This is a genomic window from Streptomyces sp. SJL17-4 (assembly GCF_036826855.1).
GTDB lineage: Bacteria > Actinomycetota > Actinomycetes > Streptomycetales > Streptomycetaceae > Streptomyces.
On record NZ_CP104578.1, the window covers coordinates 3,095,517 to 3,110,826 of the forward strand.

The 15,310-nt window shown below is 73.9% G+C and carries 14 protein-coding genes; 7 read left to right on the forward strand and 7 right to left on the reverse strand.

The annotated features are described in order from the left end of the window. Positions 1-116 precede the first annotated feature (116 nt). From N5875_RS13400 to N5875_RS13415, 4 genes are all read right to left on the reverse strand, one after another. Entirely contained in the window at positions 117-1,739 is a 1,623-nt protein-coding gene (locus N5875_RS13400) for a hypothetical protein (RefSeq protein ID WP_338493863.1), read from the reverse strand. Beyond that, on the reverse strand, positions 1,732-3,414 hold the full coding sequence (locus N5875_RS13405; RefSeq protein ID WP_338493865.1) for a glycosyltransferase: 1,683 nt from the start codon (positions 3,412-3,414) through the stop codon (positions 1,732-1,734). Before N5875_RS13405 ends, N5875_RS13400 begins: the two co-directional genes overlap by 8 nt. A gap of 239 nt (positions 3,415-3,653) precedes the next feature. Next, positions 3,654-5,093 carry a DUF3152 domain-containing protein gene (locus N5875_RS13410; RefSeq protein WP_338493867.1) on the reverse strand — a complete coding sequence of 480 codons (1,440 nt, stop codon included), beginning with the start codon at positions 5,091-5,093 and terminating at the stop codon, positions 3,654-3,656. A gap of 8 nt (positions 5,094-5,101) precedes the next feature. Beyond that, positions 5,102-6,070, reverse strand: a complete 969-nt coding sequence (locus N5875_RS13415) for an alpha/beta hydrolase (protein ID WP_318209088.1) — start codon at positions 6,068-6,070, stop codon at positions 5,102-5,104. Positions 6,071-6,211: 141 nt separating this feature from the next. Here N5875_RS13415 and N5875_RS13420 point away from each other — a divergent pair, with 141 nt between their 5' ends. From N5875_RS13420 to N5875_RS13435, 4 genes are all read left to right on the forward strand, one after another. After that, complete coding sequence (locus tag N5875_RS13420) at positions 6,212-6,427, forward strand: hypothetical protein (RefSeq protein ID WP_318209087.1); 216 nt, start codon at positions 6,212-6,214, stop codon at positions 6,425-6,427. 164 nt (positions 6,428-6,591) lie between these two features. Beyond that, the gene (locus N5875_RS13425) at positions 6,592-7,251 is read left to right on the forward strand and encodes a TetR/AcrR family transcriptional regulator (RefSeq protein WP_030320731.1); all 660 of its coding nucleotides are present in this window, start codon (positions 6,592-6,594) and stop codon (positions 7,249-7,251) included. Between the two features lie 126 nt (positions 7,252-7,377). After that, the gene (locus N5875_RS13430) at positions 7,378-7,605 is read left to right on the forward strand and encodes a DUF3107 domain-containing protein (RefSeq protein ID WP_030207540.1); all 228 of its coding nucleotides are present in this window, start codon (positions 7,378-7,380) and stop codon (positions 7,603-7,605) included. A gap of 167 nt (positions 7,606-7,772) precedes the next feature. Further along, entirely contained in the window at positions 7,773-8,042 is a 270-nt protein-coding gene (locus N5875_RS13435) for a hypothetical protein (protein WP_318209086.1), read from the forward strand. 42 nt (positions 8,043-8,084) lie between these two features. Here the strand turns inward: N5875_RS13435 and N5875_RS13440 are convergent, their stop codons facing one another. Further along, entirely contained in the window at positions 8,085-8,807 is a 723-nt protein-coding gene (locus N5875_RS13440; RefSeq protein ID WP_055599553.1) for a ferritin-like fold-containing protein, read from the reverse strand. Between the two features lie 482 nt (positions 8,808-9,289). Here N5875_RS13440 and N5875_RS13445 point away from each other — a divergent pair, with 482 nt between their 5' ends. After that, the gene (locus tag N5875_RS13445) at positions 9,290-11,959 is read left to right on the forward strand and encodes a DEAD/DEAH box helicase (protein ID WP_338493874.1); all 2,670 of its coding nucleotides are present in this window, start codon (positions 9,290-9,292) and stop codon (positions 11,957-11,959) included. A 130-nt stretch (positions 11,960-12,089) separates the two neighbouring features. After that, a complete protein-coding gene (locus tag N5875_RS13450; protein ID WP_318209085.1) occupies positions 12,090-12,977 on the forward strand; it encodes an alpha/beta hydrolase in 888 nt (295 codons plus the stop codon). Between the two features lie 96 nt (positions 12,978-13,073). Here the strand turns inward: N5875_RS13450 and N5875_RS13455 are convergent, their stop codons facing one another. Then, a complete protein-coding gene (locus N5875_RS13455; RefSeq protein WP_318209084.1) occupies positions 13,074-14,003 on the reverse strand; it encodes an NYN domain-containing protein in 930 nt (309 codons plus the stop codon). A 175-nt stretch (positions 14,004-14,178) separates the two neighbouring features. On the opposite strand from N5875_RS13455, the gene N5875_RS13460 reads away from it, so the two are divergent. Next, entirely contained in the window at positions 14,179-14,331 is a 153-nt protein-coding gene (locus N5875_RS13460) for a hypothetical protein (protein WP_086024648.1), read from the forward strand. 117 nt (positions 14,332-14,448) lie between these two features. On the opposite strand, the gene N5875_RS13465 is transcribed toward N5875_RS13460, so the two are convergent. Continuing rightward, positions 14,449-15,054, reverse strand: coding sequence for a MarC family protein (locus N5875_RS13465; RefSeq protein ID WP_318209083.1), 606 nt, complete (start codon positions 15,052-15,054; stop codon positions 14,449-14,451). Between the last annotated feature and the right edge of the window lie 256 nt (positions 15,055-15,310).

Consider the following 15,310-nt stretch of genomic DNA (forward strand, 5'->3'; position numbering starts at 1 on the left):
ATGAGAGAGGTGGCGGGGTACGCCCGCGGCGTCGGCTCCGCGGGTGCGAAGGGGTTTCCTGGCGGGAGGCTCGGCGAGGTGGGGGTTGCTGTGGTCGCCCGGCCTCCGGCGGGGTCTCACGGGGTGGCGTGGGCCGAGGCCCGGGCAAGGGAGCCGGTCGCGTGGGCCAGCAGGCCGAGCGCGGCGGCGCCGCAGACGAGGGTGGGTACGGCCCCGGCGCCCCAGGTGTCGACGACGGCCCGCACGGGGGCGGCGAGCGCGTCGAAGCCGGGGACGGGGACTCGGGCGGCGAGGACGCTCGTGAGGGCGAGCGCCTCGGCTGCGCTGGCCGCGGCGAGGGCGGCCGCGGCCGTCTCGGGGAAGCCGTGGACGGTGAGGAGCCGGGCGAGCAGCAGGAGCGCTCCGAGGGCCAGGGCCCCGGAGCTGAACCCGGTGAGCCCGAGCAGGAGGGTGAGGGCGAGGAGTTGGAGGGTCACGGTGCCGAGGAGCAGCGGGCGGGTGCCGGCGGCGAAGTCGGCGAGGCCCCGGCTGTCGGCGATCCGGCGGCGTGCCCGGTCGGCGAAGAGCCGGGCGCACCAGGCGGCGGGGGCGACGGCGAGGGCGAGGGCCAGGACCGGTCCGGGGGTCAGGTCCCAGGGGCCGTCGGGGCCGCCGCTGAGCACCTGGGTGAGGAGTCCGTCGCCGCAGACCGCGTACGCCACGAGCCAGCCGGTCCAGAGCCGGGCGGCGGGCACGGTTCCGCCGGCGGGGGCCCGGAAGGGGCCGCGCCGGACGGCGAAGAGGAGTGCGGCGGTGAGCAGCAGGGCCCCGGTCGCGCCGACGGCGAGACGCACGGGCCCGTGGGTGACGGCGAGTCCGATACCGGTGAGCGCGGCGGCGGCGCCGGGGGTGAGGACGGCGAGCACCCAGGCGTCGGTGTCCCCGCGCGGGGGTGCGGGGGGCGGGGTGGGCTCGCTGCCGCGGGGCACGCGCGCGTAGAGCTCCTCGGCGAGCGAGAACACGTCCCGGTGCCGGAAGCGGGCGGCGGTCCGGTCGGTGAACCCCTGTGCTTCGAGCCCGGCGGCGATCTCCAGCGGGTCGACGGCCCGGGCACAGAGCTCCCGGTGCCGATGCATGAGCACCTTGACGGGGTCGGCGGTACCGCGCCGGGGGCGGGCGGCGGGGGCGGGGGCTCCGGCGGGGGCGGGGACTCCGACCGAGGCGGCCGCCCCCGGGTCCCGGCCAGGCAGGTCGCCCACCAGGGCGGGGGCTCCCGCCGGGGCGGGCGCTGCGGGGACCCGGCCGGGTACGTCGCCCGCCAGGGCGGGGGCGGGCGGTTCGGCCGCCAGGGCGGGGCCGGATGTCTCGGCGGACCGGGTCGGGTCGTCCGAGCCGTTCGGATCGTCCGAGCCGGTCTGATCGTCCGAGCCGGACGGACCGGAGGCGCCGGTCGCGCCGGGGGTGCTGGGCAGGTCGGACGTTCCGGGCGGGTCCGACAGGCCGTGCGTGGCGACCGGGCCCGACGTGCCGAACGGGACCGACGGGCTCGTCGTCCCGCCCTCCCGCGGGGGCGTCGTCGCCTCCCCCCGGGCCGGGGCTATCCCGTACGGCGTGGCGTCGACAGGCTCCTCGGGGGTGCGCGGGTCGCCGGTACGGGGGGTCAGTGCGGGGGCGCCGAGGAGGGCCTCGGAGCGGGCGTCCCAGGCTCCGGGGCTCGTCGGGGCGGCGGAGCCGCGCATGGGGGTGTCTCCTTCAGGCATCGGGGGCTCCCGTCCCGGCGGCCACGGCCTTGTGCGCCCAGCTGCCCGGCACGTGTGCCTCGGCGGGGTGGGCGAAGGGCACACCGTCCCCGGGCCGGTGGCGCACCGGCGCGTGGGAGAGGAGTTCCAGGTAGATACCGCGGAACGCGGCGAGGTTCTGTTCGACGGTGAAGAGTTCGAGCGCGCGGGCGCGCGCGGCGGCGCCGAGGCGGTGGCGGCGCTCGGGCTCGCGGAGCAGCGCGAGGCAGGCGTCGGCGAGCGCCCGCGGGTTGCGCGGGGGGACCACGAGGCCGGTGCCGCCGATGATCTCGACGACCGCGCCGACGTCGGTCGAGACGGTGGCCCGCGCGCAGAACATGGCCTCGACGAGGCTCGCGGGGAAGCCCTCGACGACGCTGGACAGGACGACGACCGCGGCGGAGGCGTAGGTGTCCTCCAGGGTGGGCGCCTCGGGGCCGCCGAGCTCCTCGAAGGTGACCGGGTTCTCGCCGACGGCGTGCGCGCCGGCGGCCTCGTCGGGGAAGAGCTGGGCGGCGAGCCCCTTGATGTGCGCGAGGTACGCGCCGGAGCCCGGGTCCCGTACGGGCACGGCGACGATCCTCAGCCGGGCGTCGGGCTGCCGGGCCCGGATCTCGGCGAAGGCGTGCAGCAGGGCGATGAGGTCCTTGGCGGGTTCGACCCGGCCGACCCAGACGAGGGTGGCGGGGTCGCCGCTCTCCTCGTCCTCGCCGACCTCGGCGAAGCGGTCGGCCGCCATGCCGGGGTGGACGGTGCGGATCCGGGCGCGGTCGGCGCCGCACTTCTCCTGCCAGCGGCGGGCGTGGGCGTTGCCGGGGGTGAGGAGGGCGGCCTGCCCGTAGACCTCGGCGGCGAGCCGGCCGTGGAGGGCGGCGAGGAGGGTGCGCAGGGGCGTGGAGCGGTCGGCGCCGGCGGCCGAGAGGTAGTGGGAGCGGAGCTGTACGCCGTACTCGGTGACGAGCAGCGGCGTCCCGAAGAAGCGTTTGGCCAACAGCCCGGGGAGGGCGGTGGTGCCGCCGGCGGCGGCGTGGCAGAGGTCGGCCGCGCCGAGCGCGTCCTCCGCGTACCAGTCGAGGGAGAGGGGGCGCAGGGTGCGCTCCAGGTGCTCGACGAAGGCGAGGTGGTCGGGGAGTCCCGCGGCGGCCGCGCCCCGGCGTGCGCCGGGCGCACGGCAGGCGGCTTCGAGGGTGCGGACGGCGTCGTCGGAGCGGAGCGCGCCGGGGAGCCCGCCGCGCTCGCGGGCGAGTTCGGCGAGCGCGTAGAGCCCTTCGGCGAAGGCGCTCCCGCTCGCGGCCGCCGCTTCGTTCTCCCCGGCCCCGGCGGTGTTCTCCCCGCACACGCCCACGGCCAGCCGGTGGAAGGCCTCGACGAACCGGCGCCGCTCGCGGCGGCCGTAGGCGCGGCGGGCGGCGCGGTGGTCGCCGAAGGCGGTCCGTTCGAGGAGGTTCCTGGCCGCCGGGCCGATGTCGGAGCCGCCCAGGTGGGCGGTGCGTGCGACGCGGGCGTTCGAGGGGAGCGGTCGCGGGGTGCCTGTCCCGCCGAGGGCGTACAGGTCGAACTGGTGCTGCCCGAGCCCACGTACGAGCCGCTCGCACCAGAGTCCGGACTCACCCGTGGCGTACGGGTAGCCACCCTCCGTGAGCAGTCCGATCCGCATGAGTGCACCCCCGATCTCCCTTGACGGCGGCCACCGTTGGTCCGGCGACTCGCAGCGGGAAGAACGTAAGCGGAGATACCGGTGGTGCGACGGACGGTTGTCCGTCGCACCACCGGAAGGGGTGAATGCACGTAACTTTCCCACCCCGGTAGCGTTCTGTCGCGCTACGCGGCAGAACGGTCACGGAGGGTCAGGCGACGGCCAGTCCCTGGCGCCCTTCACGGGTGGACCGCCGGAGCTCAACTCCCGGGATGGACCCAGGGGTTGGGGCGGCACTTGATTCCGTCGATGTCCAGGGACTTCGTCTGCTGCTGCATCACGGGCGCGAGCGCGCCGGGGGTGCTGCACATCACGTGGCCGTGTCCCAGCCGGTGCCCGACCTCATGATTGATGAGCATCTGGCGATACGCGGCCATCGCCTTGGGGCCGAAGGTCTCCGAGCCCTGCGCCCAGCGGAACGCGTTGATCATCACGCGGTCCGTCTGGGCCGAGTCGCAGGAGACGTTGTCGACCGTGGTGTCGAGCCCGGACTTCTCGCACCAGACGCCGGTGGTGCCGGGGCTGGCGAGCGTGATGACGAACTGGGGCTCTCCGCTGGAGATGCGCTCGAAGGTCATCTCGCCGTTGCCGGCCCAACTGCGCCGGTCGTTGAGGGTCTTGAACACGGTCGTGGCGAAGAGGTTCCGGTCGAGACCGAGCCCCTCCTCGACGTCGATCCGGTAGCGGACCAGATTCCCCTTGCCGGGTGCCTTCTGGAAGCCGGGCACGGCCTGGAACTTGCCGGAGCCCTTGAGCTTCGGGTCGATCGGGTACTGGCGGGCGATCAGCTGCTCGTACGTCGGCGGCCGGGTCGTCGCGGCGGGCGCGGGCGAGCTCGGCGGGGTGGCCCGCTCGTCGGAGCGGGAGGCGGAGGTGTCGTCCGAGGCCCGCGGGTCCGGATGTTCGGCGGCCTTGGCGGCACCGGAGGCCTCGCCCTTGTCGGCGACCTGTCCGGTGACGACGACGGCGAGGACGGTGGCGACGGCAGCGGCCGCGACCCCGGTGAGGGTGCGGCCGAGGCTGCCCTTGCCGCCCGGTTCGTCCGCCTCGGGGACGGTCTCGCGGCGGGGGCCGGGGACGAACGGCGCCTGGGGGGCCGCCTGTTCGGTCCCGTCGGGGCGGGGGGCGCCGTGCCGTGGCGCGTACGGCCGGGGCGCGGAGCCCTCCTCGTGCTGCGGATGTCCGCCCCGTACGGAGCCGCCGTAGACGGGGACACCGTGCGCGGGGGTCCCGAGGGCCGCGTGCGTCCCGGTGTCGTGGGCCCCACCGCCGTACCCGGGGCCACCGTAGGAGGGAGTGCCGTGCGCGGGAGTCCCGTGGACCGGCGTGCCGTGCGCGGGGGTTCCGTACATGGGGGTGCCCTGTGCCGGCGTCCCGTGCCTCGGGGTGCCCTGCGCCGGGGTGTACATCGGGGTTCCGTGGGCAGGAGTCCCGTACACCGGGGATCCGTGCGCCGGGGTCCCCGTCGGGTCCTGGCCTCCGCCGCCCGTGGTCCTGCGGCGGCGTCCCGTGCCGCCCTGCGGCGGGCGGGCGGTCTGCGTGCCCGGTGTCCCGGCCGCCGGCGGGGCCTGTTGGGCGGCCGACTGCTGTCCGGTGTCGGACACCGACGGCGCGGAGCCCTTGCGACTATGTCGTCCCACGCCCCGGATCAGCTCCCGCCGTGATCGGCGATCAGGTCCCGGGCGGCCTGTGCGACCGTCTCGGGGTACTCCATCATCGCCACGTGCCCCGCCTCGGGAAGGGTCAGCAGGCGCGAGCCGCGGAAGGCCGCGGCCGCCTTCCGGGCCATCCGGTACGAGACGAGCTGGTCGCGCCCACCGTAGACGAGGAGCGTCGGCGCGAGAACCCGTTCGGCCTGCCGCCACAGTCCGTGCTGGCCGCCGAGCGTGTACGCGTCGACGATGCCGCGCGAGGAGCGGGCCATCGCGTCCCAGAAGTACGGGAGCTCAAGGCGCCGCTCCATCTCCTCGACGGCGTACCTGAGGCCCTCGTCGGTGACCCGCCCGGGATCCCCGTAACAGAGCGCGAGGACACCGCGGACGCGCTGCTCGGGCGTCCAGTCCCTGGTGAGCCTCGCGAAGGCCGAGGCGACGCCGGGCACCGCGAGCAGCACCGTGGGCCAGGCCGTGCGCTGGGCGCGCAGCTCGGGCAGCGCCGGCGAGACGAGGGTGAGGGTGCGGACCAGGTCGGGACGCGCCGCTGCGACGCGGGTGGCGACGGCGCCGCCCAGCGAGTTGCCGAAGAGATGGACCGGTCCCCGACCCGTGGAGTCGAGGAACCGGATGACGGCGCGCGCGTGCCCGGTGACCGAGTAGTTGCCGTCGTCGGGCGGCGGCGAGTCGCCGAAGCCGGGCAGGTCGACCGCCTCGCCGTCGACGACGTCCGCGAGCAGCGGCATCAGGGTGGACCAGTTCTGCGAGGAACCACCGAGGCCGTGGACGTACAGCGCGGGCGGCAGACCGGGCTGGACGCCCGGCCGGGCACGCACGGTGAGAGTGAGTCCGGGCAGCGAGACGGAGCGGAGCTCCTCGCCGTCGGCGACCCGTACGGCGCGCGCGGGGCGCGACGCGGGTGGCGCGGCAGCGGTCCGGGTTTCCGGCAGCTCGGTCGACGACATGGCCGCAATATTACGAGACGATCACGCGCCGACGCGTGTGGGTGCGGTCACAGGTGCGTATGCGGCGAGCCGCGTGTGCTCCTACGCTCGGAGAGAGGGCCATCGGAGACGACCGCGACCCGCAGCTCCGGAAGGAACCTCATGACTGTCGATCCGACCGAGCCGGACACATTCCCCGAGGAAGAGGACGTCGTGCTGGACCAGGAGATCCCGGAGGCCGACGCTGCCGAGCAGCACACCGAACTGCAGCAACGCGAGGACGAACCGGTCACCCATGTCGAGCGCGACTCGGCGAACGAGGCGGACTCGTCCGAACAGACGCGTGTCGTCACCCTGGACGAGGACGACTACCGCTGAGCGGACGGCTTACCGCTGATTTGTTCGGTTTAATCTTGAATCGACTGTCGACCTGGGCGTCCGGTCCGTGAAATTCTGCGTTCGCACCGCGCACAGCCGGGTTACCCAAAAGTACGATGGCGGCGCGCGCGACAGCGTGCATGGATCGATTTTTGGGAGGCCGCGTGAGCGCCATCGAGCAGACAGAGGCAGCACGCCCTCGGGGCACGCGCCTGCCGCGACGTGCCCGACGGAACCAGCTCCTCGGCGCCGCCCAGGAGGTCTTCGTCGCCCAGGGGTACCACTCGGCCGCGATGGACGACATCGCCGAGCGCGCGGGTGTCAGCAAGCCGGTGCTCTACCAGCACTTCCCCGGGAAGCTGGAGCTCTACCTGGCCCTGCTCGACCAGCACTGCGAGTCCCTTCTCCTCGCGGTCCGCACGGCCCTCGCCTCCACCACCGACAACAAGTTGCGCGTCGCGGCCACGATGGACGCCTACTTCGCGTACGTCGAGGACGAGGGCGGTGCCTTCCGGCTCGTCTTCGAGTCCGATCTGACCAACGAACCGGCCGTACGCGAGCGCGTGGACCGGGTCAGCCTGCAGTGCGCCGAGGCGATCTCCGACGTCATCGCCGAGGACACCGGCCTCTCCAAGGACGAGTCGATGCTGCTCGCCGTGGGCCTCGGCGGCGTCTCCCAGGTCGTCGCCCGCTACTGGCTGTCGAGCGGGTCCGCCATCCCGCGCGACAAGGCGGTCGGACTGCTGACCTCGCTCGCCTGGCGCGGCATCGCCGGCTTCCCGCTGCACGCGGTGGACGGCCAGCTGAGCGCCGAGGGTCACTGAGCATTCCCGGGAGCTGTTCGCTCCTGGCGTGCGGCGACTGAGCCGTACGCGTCCCCTCACCGGGCTAATGTGTGCAGCGTACGGCGCGGTATTCGCGCAACGCTGACCGTTCGGAGGGACATAGCCGTGGAGGTCAAGATCGGCGTGCAGCACGCACCCCGGGAGATCGTTCTGGAGAGCGGGCAGTCCGCCGAGGAGGTGGAGCGCGCCGTGGCCGACGCGCTGGCCGGCAAGGCGCAGCTGCTCAGCCTTTCGGACGAGAAGGGCCGCAAGATCCTCATCCCGGCCGAGAAGATCGCGTACGTGGAACTCGGCGAGCCCGCCGTGCGCCGCGTGGGTTTCGGCGCGCTCTGAGCCCAGGATCTACGGGAAGGGCCCGGTGGACCGTCATGGTCCACCGGGCCCTTCGTCTGTCCGAATGACCACGTCAGGGGGTCGGGGAGGATTGCCTTCCGGAGTGCCGGGGTAGGAAAAGCATCGACCGCACCACCCGCCCCGCACCCCTCGCGAGGTGATCCGCCTTGTTCCTGGAAGCCCTCGGCTCCGCCCTGCTCGGTTTCGCCCTGGCCTGGGCCGCCGTGCTCCGGCTGCCCGACCGCCTCCCCGTCCGGGGGATCGTCCTCGCCACCGGCGCGCTGGGCGGCGTCTTCGGCGCGCTCGTCACCCACGGGGCCCTCGGCCCCGGTCATTTCCTCGCCACCCTGATCGGTGCGGTGGCGGTGGCGGCGGTGCTGCTCTCGCTGCTGATCAGGCCGGCCTCACGGCGACTGCGACGATCAGCGGCGGTCTGAGCGACCGCCGCCCCTCTGCCGCGCGGAGTGCCGTGAAGGAACTCAGGCGGCCAGGCCGAGCGCGGCCATGCGCTTGGTGTGGGCCTCGGTGATCCGGGAGAACATCCGGCCGACCTCCGCGAGGTCGAAACCGTCCGCGACACCGCCGACCAGCATGGTCGACAGCGCGTCGCGCTCGGCGACCACACGCTGCGCCTGCGAGAGCGCCTCGCCCATCAGACGGCGCGCCCAGAGCGCGAGCCGGCCGCCGACGCGCGGGTCGGCGTCGATCGCGGCGCGGACCTTCTCCACGGCGAAGTTGCCGTGGCCGGTGTCGTCGAGCACGGAGACGACGAGCCCGCGCGTGTCGGAGTCGAGCCGGGCCGCGACCTCCCGGTAGAAGTCACTGGCGATCGAGTCGCCGACGTACGCCTTGACCAGGCCCTCCAGCCAGTCCGACGGCGCGGTCTGGCGGTGGAAGTCGTCGAGCGCCTTGGCGAAGGGCTCCATGGCCGCGGTCGGCTCGGCGTCGACGGCGGCGAGACGGTCGCGCAGCCGCTCGAAGTGGTGGAACTCGGCGGAGGCCATCTTCGCCAGCTCCGCCTTGTCCGCGAGGGTCGGCGCCAGCTTGGCGTCCTCGGCGAGCCGTTCGAAGGCCGCGAGCTCTCCGTAGGCGAGGGCGCCGAGGAGGTCGATGACGGCGGCGCGGTACTGCGGCTCGGCGGAAGCCGTCGCCCAGTCCTTGGCTGCGATCCCGGTGGGTGTGGCGTTGTCAGGCGTCTCCATGGAGCGCACAATAGCCCGCTCGGGCACCGGGGGAAGGCGCTGGTCAGTCAGTGTGACCGTGCCCTCATCACCATTTCTCTCAACACACATGCGCGATTCCGGGGTACAGTGATAAGGCGCCTGCTGAGTATGCGGACATGCTTTCGCACGTTCGGACGTATTCGGTGGGCCGACTCATGAATGAGGATGCCCGGTCGGTGGCCCGATCGGCTCCGGCCCGACAGCCCTTCCGGCGGACCCGCGGAAGGGTCACCTCAGCGGTACGACGCTCGAGCGACGGCAGTGGTCCCGTGCCACCCGGCAGCGATCCCACGATCGCGCCGACAGTTCCCGGCACGGTACGACCCCCTTCGTTCGCCTCGCACCGCGTCCACAGAAGAGGCAGCACCCTGACTACGACTTTCCGAGACCTCGGAATCCTCCCCGAGACGGCCGAAGCCCTTGAGGCCGTCGGCATCGTCACCCCCTTCCCCATCCAGGAGATGACCCTCCCGGTCGCCCTGACCGGCACCGATGTCATCGGCCAGGCCAAGACCGGCACCGGCAAGACCCTCGGTTTCGGTCTGCCGATCCTGGAGCGCGTCACCGTTCCCATGGACGTCGAGGCCGGCCGGGCGAAGCCCGAGCAGCTGACCGACGCCCCGCAGGCGCTCGTCGTCGTCCCCACCCGCGAGCTGTGCCAGCAGGTCACCAACGACCTCCTCACCGCCGGCAAGGTGCGCAACGTCCGCGTGCTCGCCATCTACGGCGGCCGGGCGTACGAGCCCCAGGTCGAGGCGCTGAAGAAGGGCGTCGACGTCGTCGTCGGCACCCCCGGCCGTCTGCTCGACCTGGCCGGCCAGCGCAAGCTCGACCTGTCCCACGTCAAGGTCCTCGTCCTGGACGAGGCCGACGAGATGCTCGACCTGGGCTTCCTGCCCGACGTCGAGAAGATCATCAACATGCTTCCGGCGAAGCGTCAGACCATGCTGTTCTCGGCGACCATGCCGGGCGCGGTCATCGGCCTGGCCCGCCGCTACATGTCGCAGCCGACGCACATCCGCGCCACCTCGCCCGACGGCGAGGGCGCCACCGTCGCCAACATCAAGCAGCACGTCTACCGCGCGCACAACATGGACAAGCCGGAGCTGGTCTCCCGCATCCTGCAGGCCAACGGCCGCGGGCTCGCGATGATCTTCTGCCGCACCAAGCGCACGGCCGCCGACATCGCCGAGCAGCTGGAGCGTCGCGGCTTCGCCTCCGGCGCCGTCCACGGCGACCTCGGCCAGGGCGCCCGCGAGCAGGCGCTGCGCGCCTTCCGCAACGGCAAGGTCGACGTGCTCGTCTGCACCGACGTCGCCGCCCGTGGCATCGACGTCGAGGGCGTCACCCACGTCATCAACTACCAGTCGCCGGAGGACGAGAAGACCTTCCTCCACCGCGTCGGCCGCACCGGCCGCGCGGGCAACAAGGGCACCGCCGTGACCCTGGTCGACTGGGACGACATCCCGCGCTGGCAGCTCATCAACAAGGCTCTTGAGCTGGACTTCCACGACCCGGTCGAGACGTACTCCTCGTCCCCGCACCTCTTCGAGGAGCTGGACATCCCGGCGGGCACCAAGGGCATCCTGCCCCGCGCCGAGCGGACCCGTGCGGGTCTGGGCGCGGAGGAGCTCGAGGACCTGGGCGAGCCCGGCGGACGCCGTGCGCGCGGTCCGAAGAACGACAGGAACGAGCGGACCGAGCGGACCGAGGAGCGCCCGGAGCGGACGCGGACCCCGCGTCAGCGCCGTCGTACCCGTGGCGGCGAGCTCGACGACGCCGCGGCGCCGGCGGCCTCCGCGGCCCCGGCCGTCGAGACCGCGCCGGTGACGGACGAGGCGAAGGCCGAGTCCGGCCCGCGCACCCCGCGTCGCCGCCGTCGCACCCGTGTCGGCGCCCCGGGCTCGGCGCCGGTGGCCCAGGCCGCCCAGTCGGCTCCGGCCGCCCAGGCCGCGCCCGCGGCTGTTGCCCAGGCCGAGCGGAAGGCTCCGGCCGCCCGGACCGTGGTCGAGGACGCCGCCCCGGCGCCCGTGGCCGCCGTGGTCGAGGCCGCCGTGGTCGAGGCCCCGGCCGCCGAGTCGAAGGCCCCGCGCCGCCGCAGCCGTACCGCCGCCCGTCCGGAGGCCGTGCGCACCGCGCCCGCCGCCCCGGCCCCGGTGGCCCAGGAGCCGACCCCGGCCCCGCGCCGTCGTCGTCCCCGGGTGGCCCGCCCGGTCGAGGACACCGTGTCGTTCCAGACGGTCGAGACGGCCGCTGCCGCCCTGCGCGCCGCGAAGGCCGCGCCGGTCGTCGAGGCGCCCGTCGCCGTGGCGCCGGTCGTGGAGGCCCCGGCCGCCGAGGAGCCGAAGCGGGCTCCCCGTCGCCGTACCGCCAAGAAGGCCGTCGTGGAGCCGGTCGCCGAGACCGTCGCCGCCGCTCCGGTGGTGGCCGAGCCGGTCGCGGCCGCTGTCGCGCCCGTCGAGGCCGTCGTCGAGGCCGCCGCGGCGGTCACGGCCGAGGTTCCCGCGCCGCGTCGTCGCCGTGTGGTGCGGAAGGCCGCCGGTTCGCCGGTGACCTCCACCCCGGTCGTCGAGCCCGTCGTCGAGCCGGCGCCCGCGCCGGTCGTCGAGGAGGAGCCGAAGAAGCCCGCGCGTCGCCGTGTGGTCCGGAAGGCCGCCGGTTCGCCGGCCACGTCCACCGCGGCCGCGACCGTGATCGTCACTACCCCGGTCACCAAGGCGGCCCCGGCCGTCGTCGCCGAGGCCCCGGCCGTCGTCGAGGCCGCTCCGGCCGTCGTCGAGACCCCGGTCGTCGAGGCGCCGGTCGTCGAGGCCCCGGTCGAGGAGCCGAAGAAGGCTCCCCGTCGCCGTACCGCCAAGAAGGCCGTCGCGGAGCCGGTGGTCGCCGAGACCGTCGCCGCCGTCGAGGCTCCGGCCGCCGAGGAGGCCCCGAAGGCTCCCCGTCGTCGCGCGGCCAAGAAGGCCGTCGCCGCCGAGGCGCCCGACGCCTCGGAGCCGAAGAAGCCGACCCGTCGCCGTACGACGAAGAAGGCCGCCGCGGAGCCGGTCGCCGAGGCCGTCGAGGCCGAGGCCCCGAAGGCCCCGCGCCGTCGCACCACCAAGAAGGCGGCGGCCGCTCAGCCCGAGAGCTGATCCCGCCCGCCCTCATGACCGCGGCCCGGCCCCTCCCCAGGGGCCGGGCCGCGGTCGTGTGATCAACAACGTTCGTCGTACGGACAGGGGGTCCCGGGCCGGCCTCGGCGCGCGCGGTTACAGTCCAGACATGAGCAAGCCCCGGTCCCTCCTCCTGCCGCCCGGCACCCGTGCCCACCACCTCGTGACCGCGCGGGGCGAATTCGCCGTGCTCGACACGGAGCCCCGGGGCGAGCGGCGCGGGACGGTGCTGCTGCTGCCGGGGTACACCGGCAGCAAGGAGGACTTCCTGGCCCTGCTCGGTCCGCTGAGCGAGGCCGGGTACCGGGCCGTGGCGGTGGACGGGCGCGGTCAGTACCAGTCCCCGGGCCCGCGCGGCCGGGCCGGCTACCGCCGCAGGGCGCTCGCGCTCGACGCGGTGGCGCAGGCCGCGGCGCTGGGCGACGGCCCGGTCCATCTGCTCGGCCACTCGTTCGGCGGCCTGGTGGCCCGCGGGGCCGCCTCGCTCGCCCCCGCCGCCTTCCGCTCCCTCACCCTGCTCTCCTCGGGCCCGGGCCGGGTCGCCCGGCCGCAGCGCGTCCGGGTGCGCGTGCTGCGCGTCTCCCTCGCGTTCCTGTCGAAGGAGCGGGTGTGGCAGCTGATGTGCTGGCTGGACAGCCGGGGCGAGGAGCCGGACACCGACGACAGGCCGCAGCTCGCGGGCTTCCTGCGGCGGCGCTGGATGCGGACCCGGATCGCGCAACTGGCGGGCGCCGGGCGGCTGCTGCTCAGCCGTCAGGACGGTACGGCGGAGCTCGCCGCGCTGCGGATGCCGCTGCACATCGCGTACGGGGCGGACGAGATGGTCTGGCCCACGGCCGCGCTCGCGGCGACGGCCGCTCGTACGGGAGCGCACCACACGGTGGTGGCGGGCGCCGGCCACTCCCCCAACGTGTCGCACCCGCAGGAGCTGACGGACCGCCTCACCGGCTTCTGGGAGCGGACGGCGGCCCCCGCCGGAATCGGCACCGCCCGCTGACGGCGGCCCCCGCCGGAATCGGCACCGCCCGCTGACCTCGGCCCCCGCCGGAGTCGGCACCGCCCGCTGAGACCTCGGCGCCCCCGCGGGCAGCCGTCAGAACTGTGCCTTGAGGTGCTGCCAGAAGCCGTCCCGCAGGGCGCGCCGGAGTGCCGCGTGGCCGCGCAGGGAGCGGCTGAGCAGGCGCTCCGCCTCGACGAGCAGGTCCTGGTCGACGGCCCCCGGCAGATAGGGCGCGCCCGGGAGGAGTTCGGCGAGCCGGTCCCGGCCGCGTTCGCCGAGCCAGGTCGCCGCGATCTGGGCGCCGACGAACCGCACCTCCTCGCGGGACGGCGGCGGCTCGCCCTCGTTCTCGTACGTGGTGACGGGGCGGCGGGTGACGTAGGGGCGGCAGAAGTCGAGCTCGAAGGTGCGCTGGCTGTCGACCTCCCAGAGGAGCGCCTCGGCCTGGTTGCGGCCCTCGGCGGCCTCGATGCCCCAGAGGTGGACGCGGGCGCCGTAGCCCTGGGCGGCCTCGACGGCCGACACGAGGTCCTCGTCGCCGCCGACGAGGGCGGCGTCGCTGATGGCGCGGTGGCGGGCGAGGGACTCCAGATCGGTGCGGATCAGGGAGTCGACGCCCTTCTGCTGGTTGTTGGCGTTGAGGTTGCCGAGGCGCACCTTGACGTCGGGCAGTTCGGCGATGGCCTGCTGCTCGGGGGTGTGGATACGGCGTCTTGCCCCGTCGTACCAGTAGACGCGGAGCAGTCTGCTGTCGGCGAAGATCGTGCGGGCCTTGTCGATGAAGGCCTCGATGAGGCCCTCGGCGTCGAGGTCGAAGGAGCGCCGGTCCTCGGTTCCCGTCACCAGCAACCCGGCCGCAGCATGGACGTAACCTGCGTCGACGAAGATGGCGTGGGTGGAGGGGGTCTTGGCGACCTCGGCCAGCATCCGCTGGAGGAGCTCATTGGTGCGCTCCATGCGTGCGTCGAGTGCGCGCAGGCGGGCGTCGGTCTCGGTCACCTGAGTGGTGTCTGCGTCGTTCATACGGGGCTCATTCTCCGCCGCTCCGGGCCCGGCCGCCACACCCTCCTACCCGTTAGTAGTTAGACATCCGAAAATTTTCCTTAGCGTAAGGAATGTTTGCAGGATGCATGTCGTTGGACCCATACGTAACGCAGTTCTCCACCAGGAGGATCAACTCAGACGAAGGGAGAAGCCTGTGCGCTTCGAAATCCTGCGACTCGACGACATCGACGGCACGCCCGTCGACCGGACCGTCGTGGACGCCGCCTCCGTCAACCGGATCGTGCAGCAGGCCGCCTCGATCGGCCAGCGCATCTGGATCCGCCCCGCCGAGACCTCGGCCTCATAACAGGCCCGGTCCACCCACGCACCGCGCCCCCGCACGGACTTCGCAAGAGCGGAATCCGTACGGGGGCGCAGTGGTGTCCGGGGGCCGGCGGGCCGGGTGGACACGCTCCCCGGCGCGTCAGGCGTTCTGGACGACCTGTGTGACGCCGTTGATGATCTGCTGCACCGCGATGGCGGAGAGCATCATGCCGGCGAGCCGGGTGACCAGGACGACGCCGCCGTCCTTGATGACCCGGATGATCAGCAGCGAGTACCGCATGGTCAGCCAGAGCACGACGTGCATGGCGACGATGGCGGCCCAGACGGAGACCTGCGCGGCGGCGCCGTCGGCGTTCTGGACGGCCAGGATGACCGAGACGATCGCGCCGGGGCCGGCGAGCAGCGGCATGCCGAGCGGGACCAGGGCGACGTTGACGTCCTTGGTCTGCTTGGGCTCGTCGGTCTTGCCGGTGAGCAGGTCGAGCGCGATGAGCAGCAGCAGGAGACCGCCCGCGATCATCAGCGCGGGGACGGAGACGTGCAGGTAGTCCAGGATCTGCTGGCCGAGCAGACCGAAGACGGTGATGACACCGAAGGCCACGGCGACGGCCTGCCAGGCCATCCGGCGCTGCACCTTGGTGGCGCGGCCGGAGGTGAGGGCAAGGAAGATCGGGGTGATCCCGGGGGGATCCATGATCACGAAGAGGGTCAGGAACAGCGAGCCGAAGACGGCGACGTCGAACACGGTGGGGTGCCTTGCGGGAGAGGTCGAACGGTGGGGTGTGACCCGGCGGGGCGGAATGCAGGATTCCGACGGCAGGGCAGGAAGAGCGCCACCCCATGTCACGGCGCGGAGCCATGAGGGGGCGGACCAGGACGAAGGAAGCCACTGGGCAGGTTCGGGACGGGCCGCCCGGCCCGCGCCCGCACGCGGGGCAGGGCACGGAGCGCGCCGGACCTCCCGGCCGACCGGCCGGGAGACGGGTCCCGCGGAGAGGTTC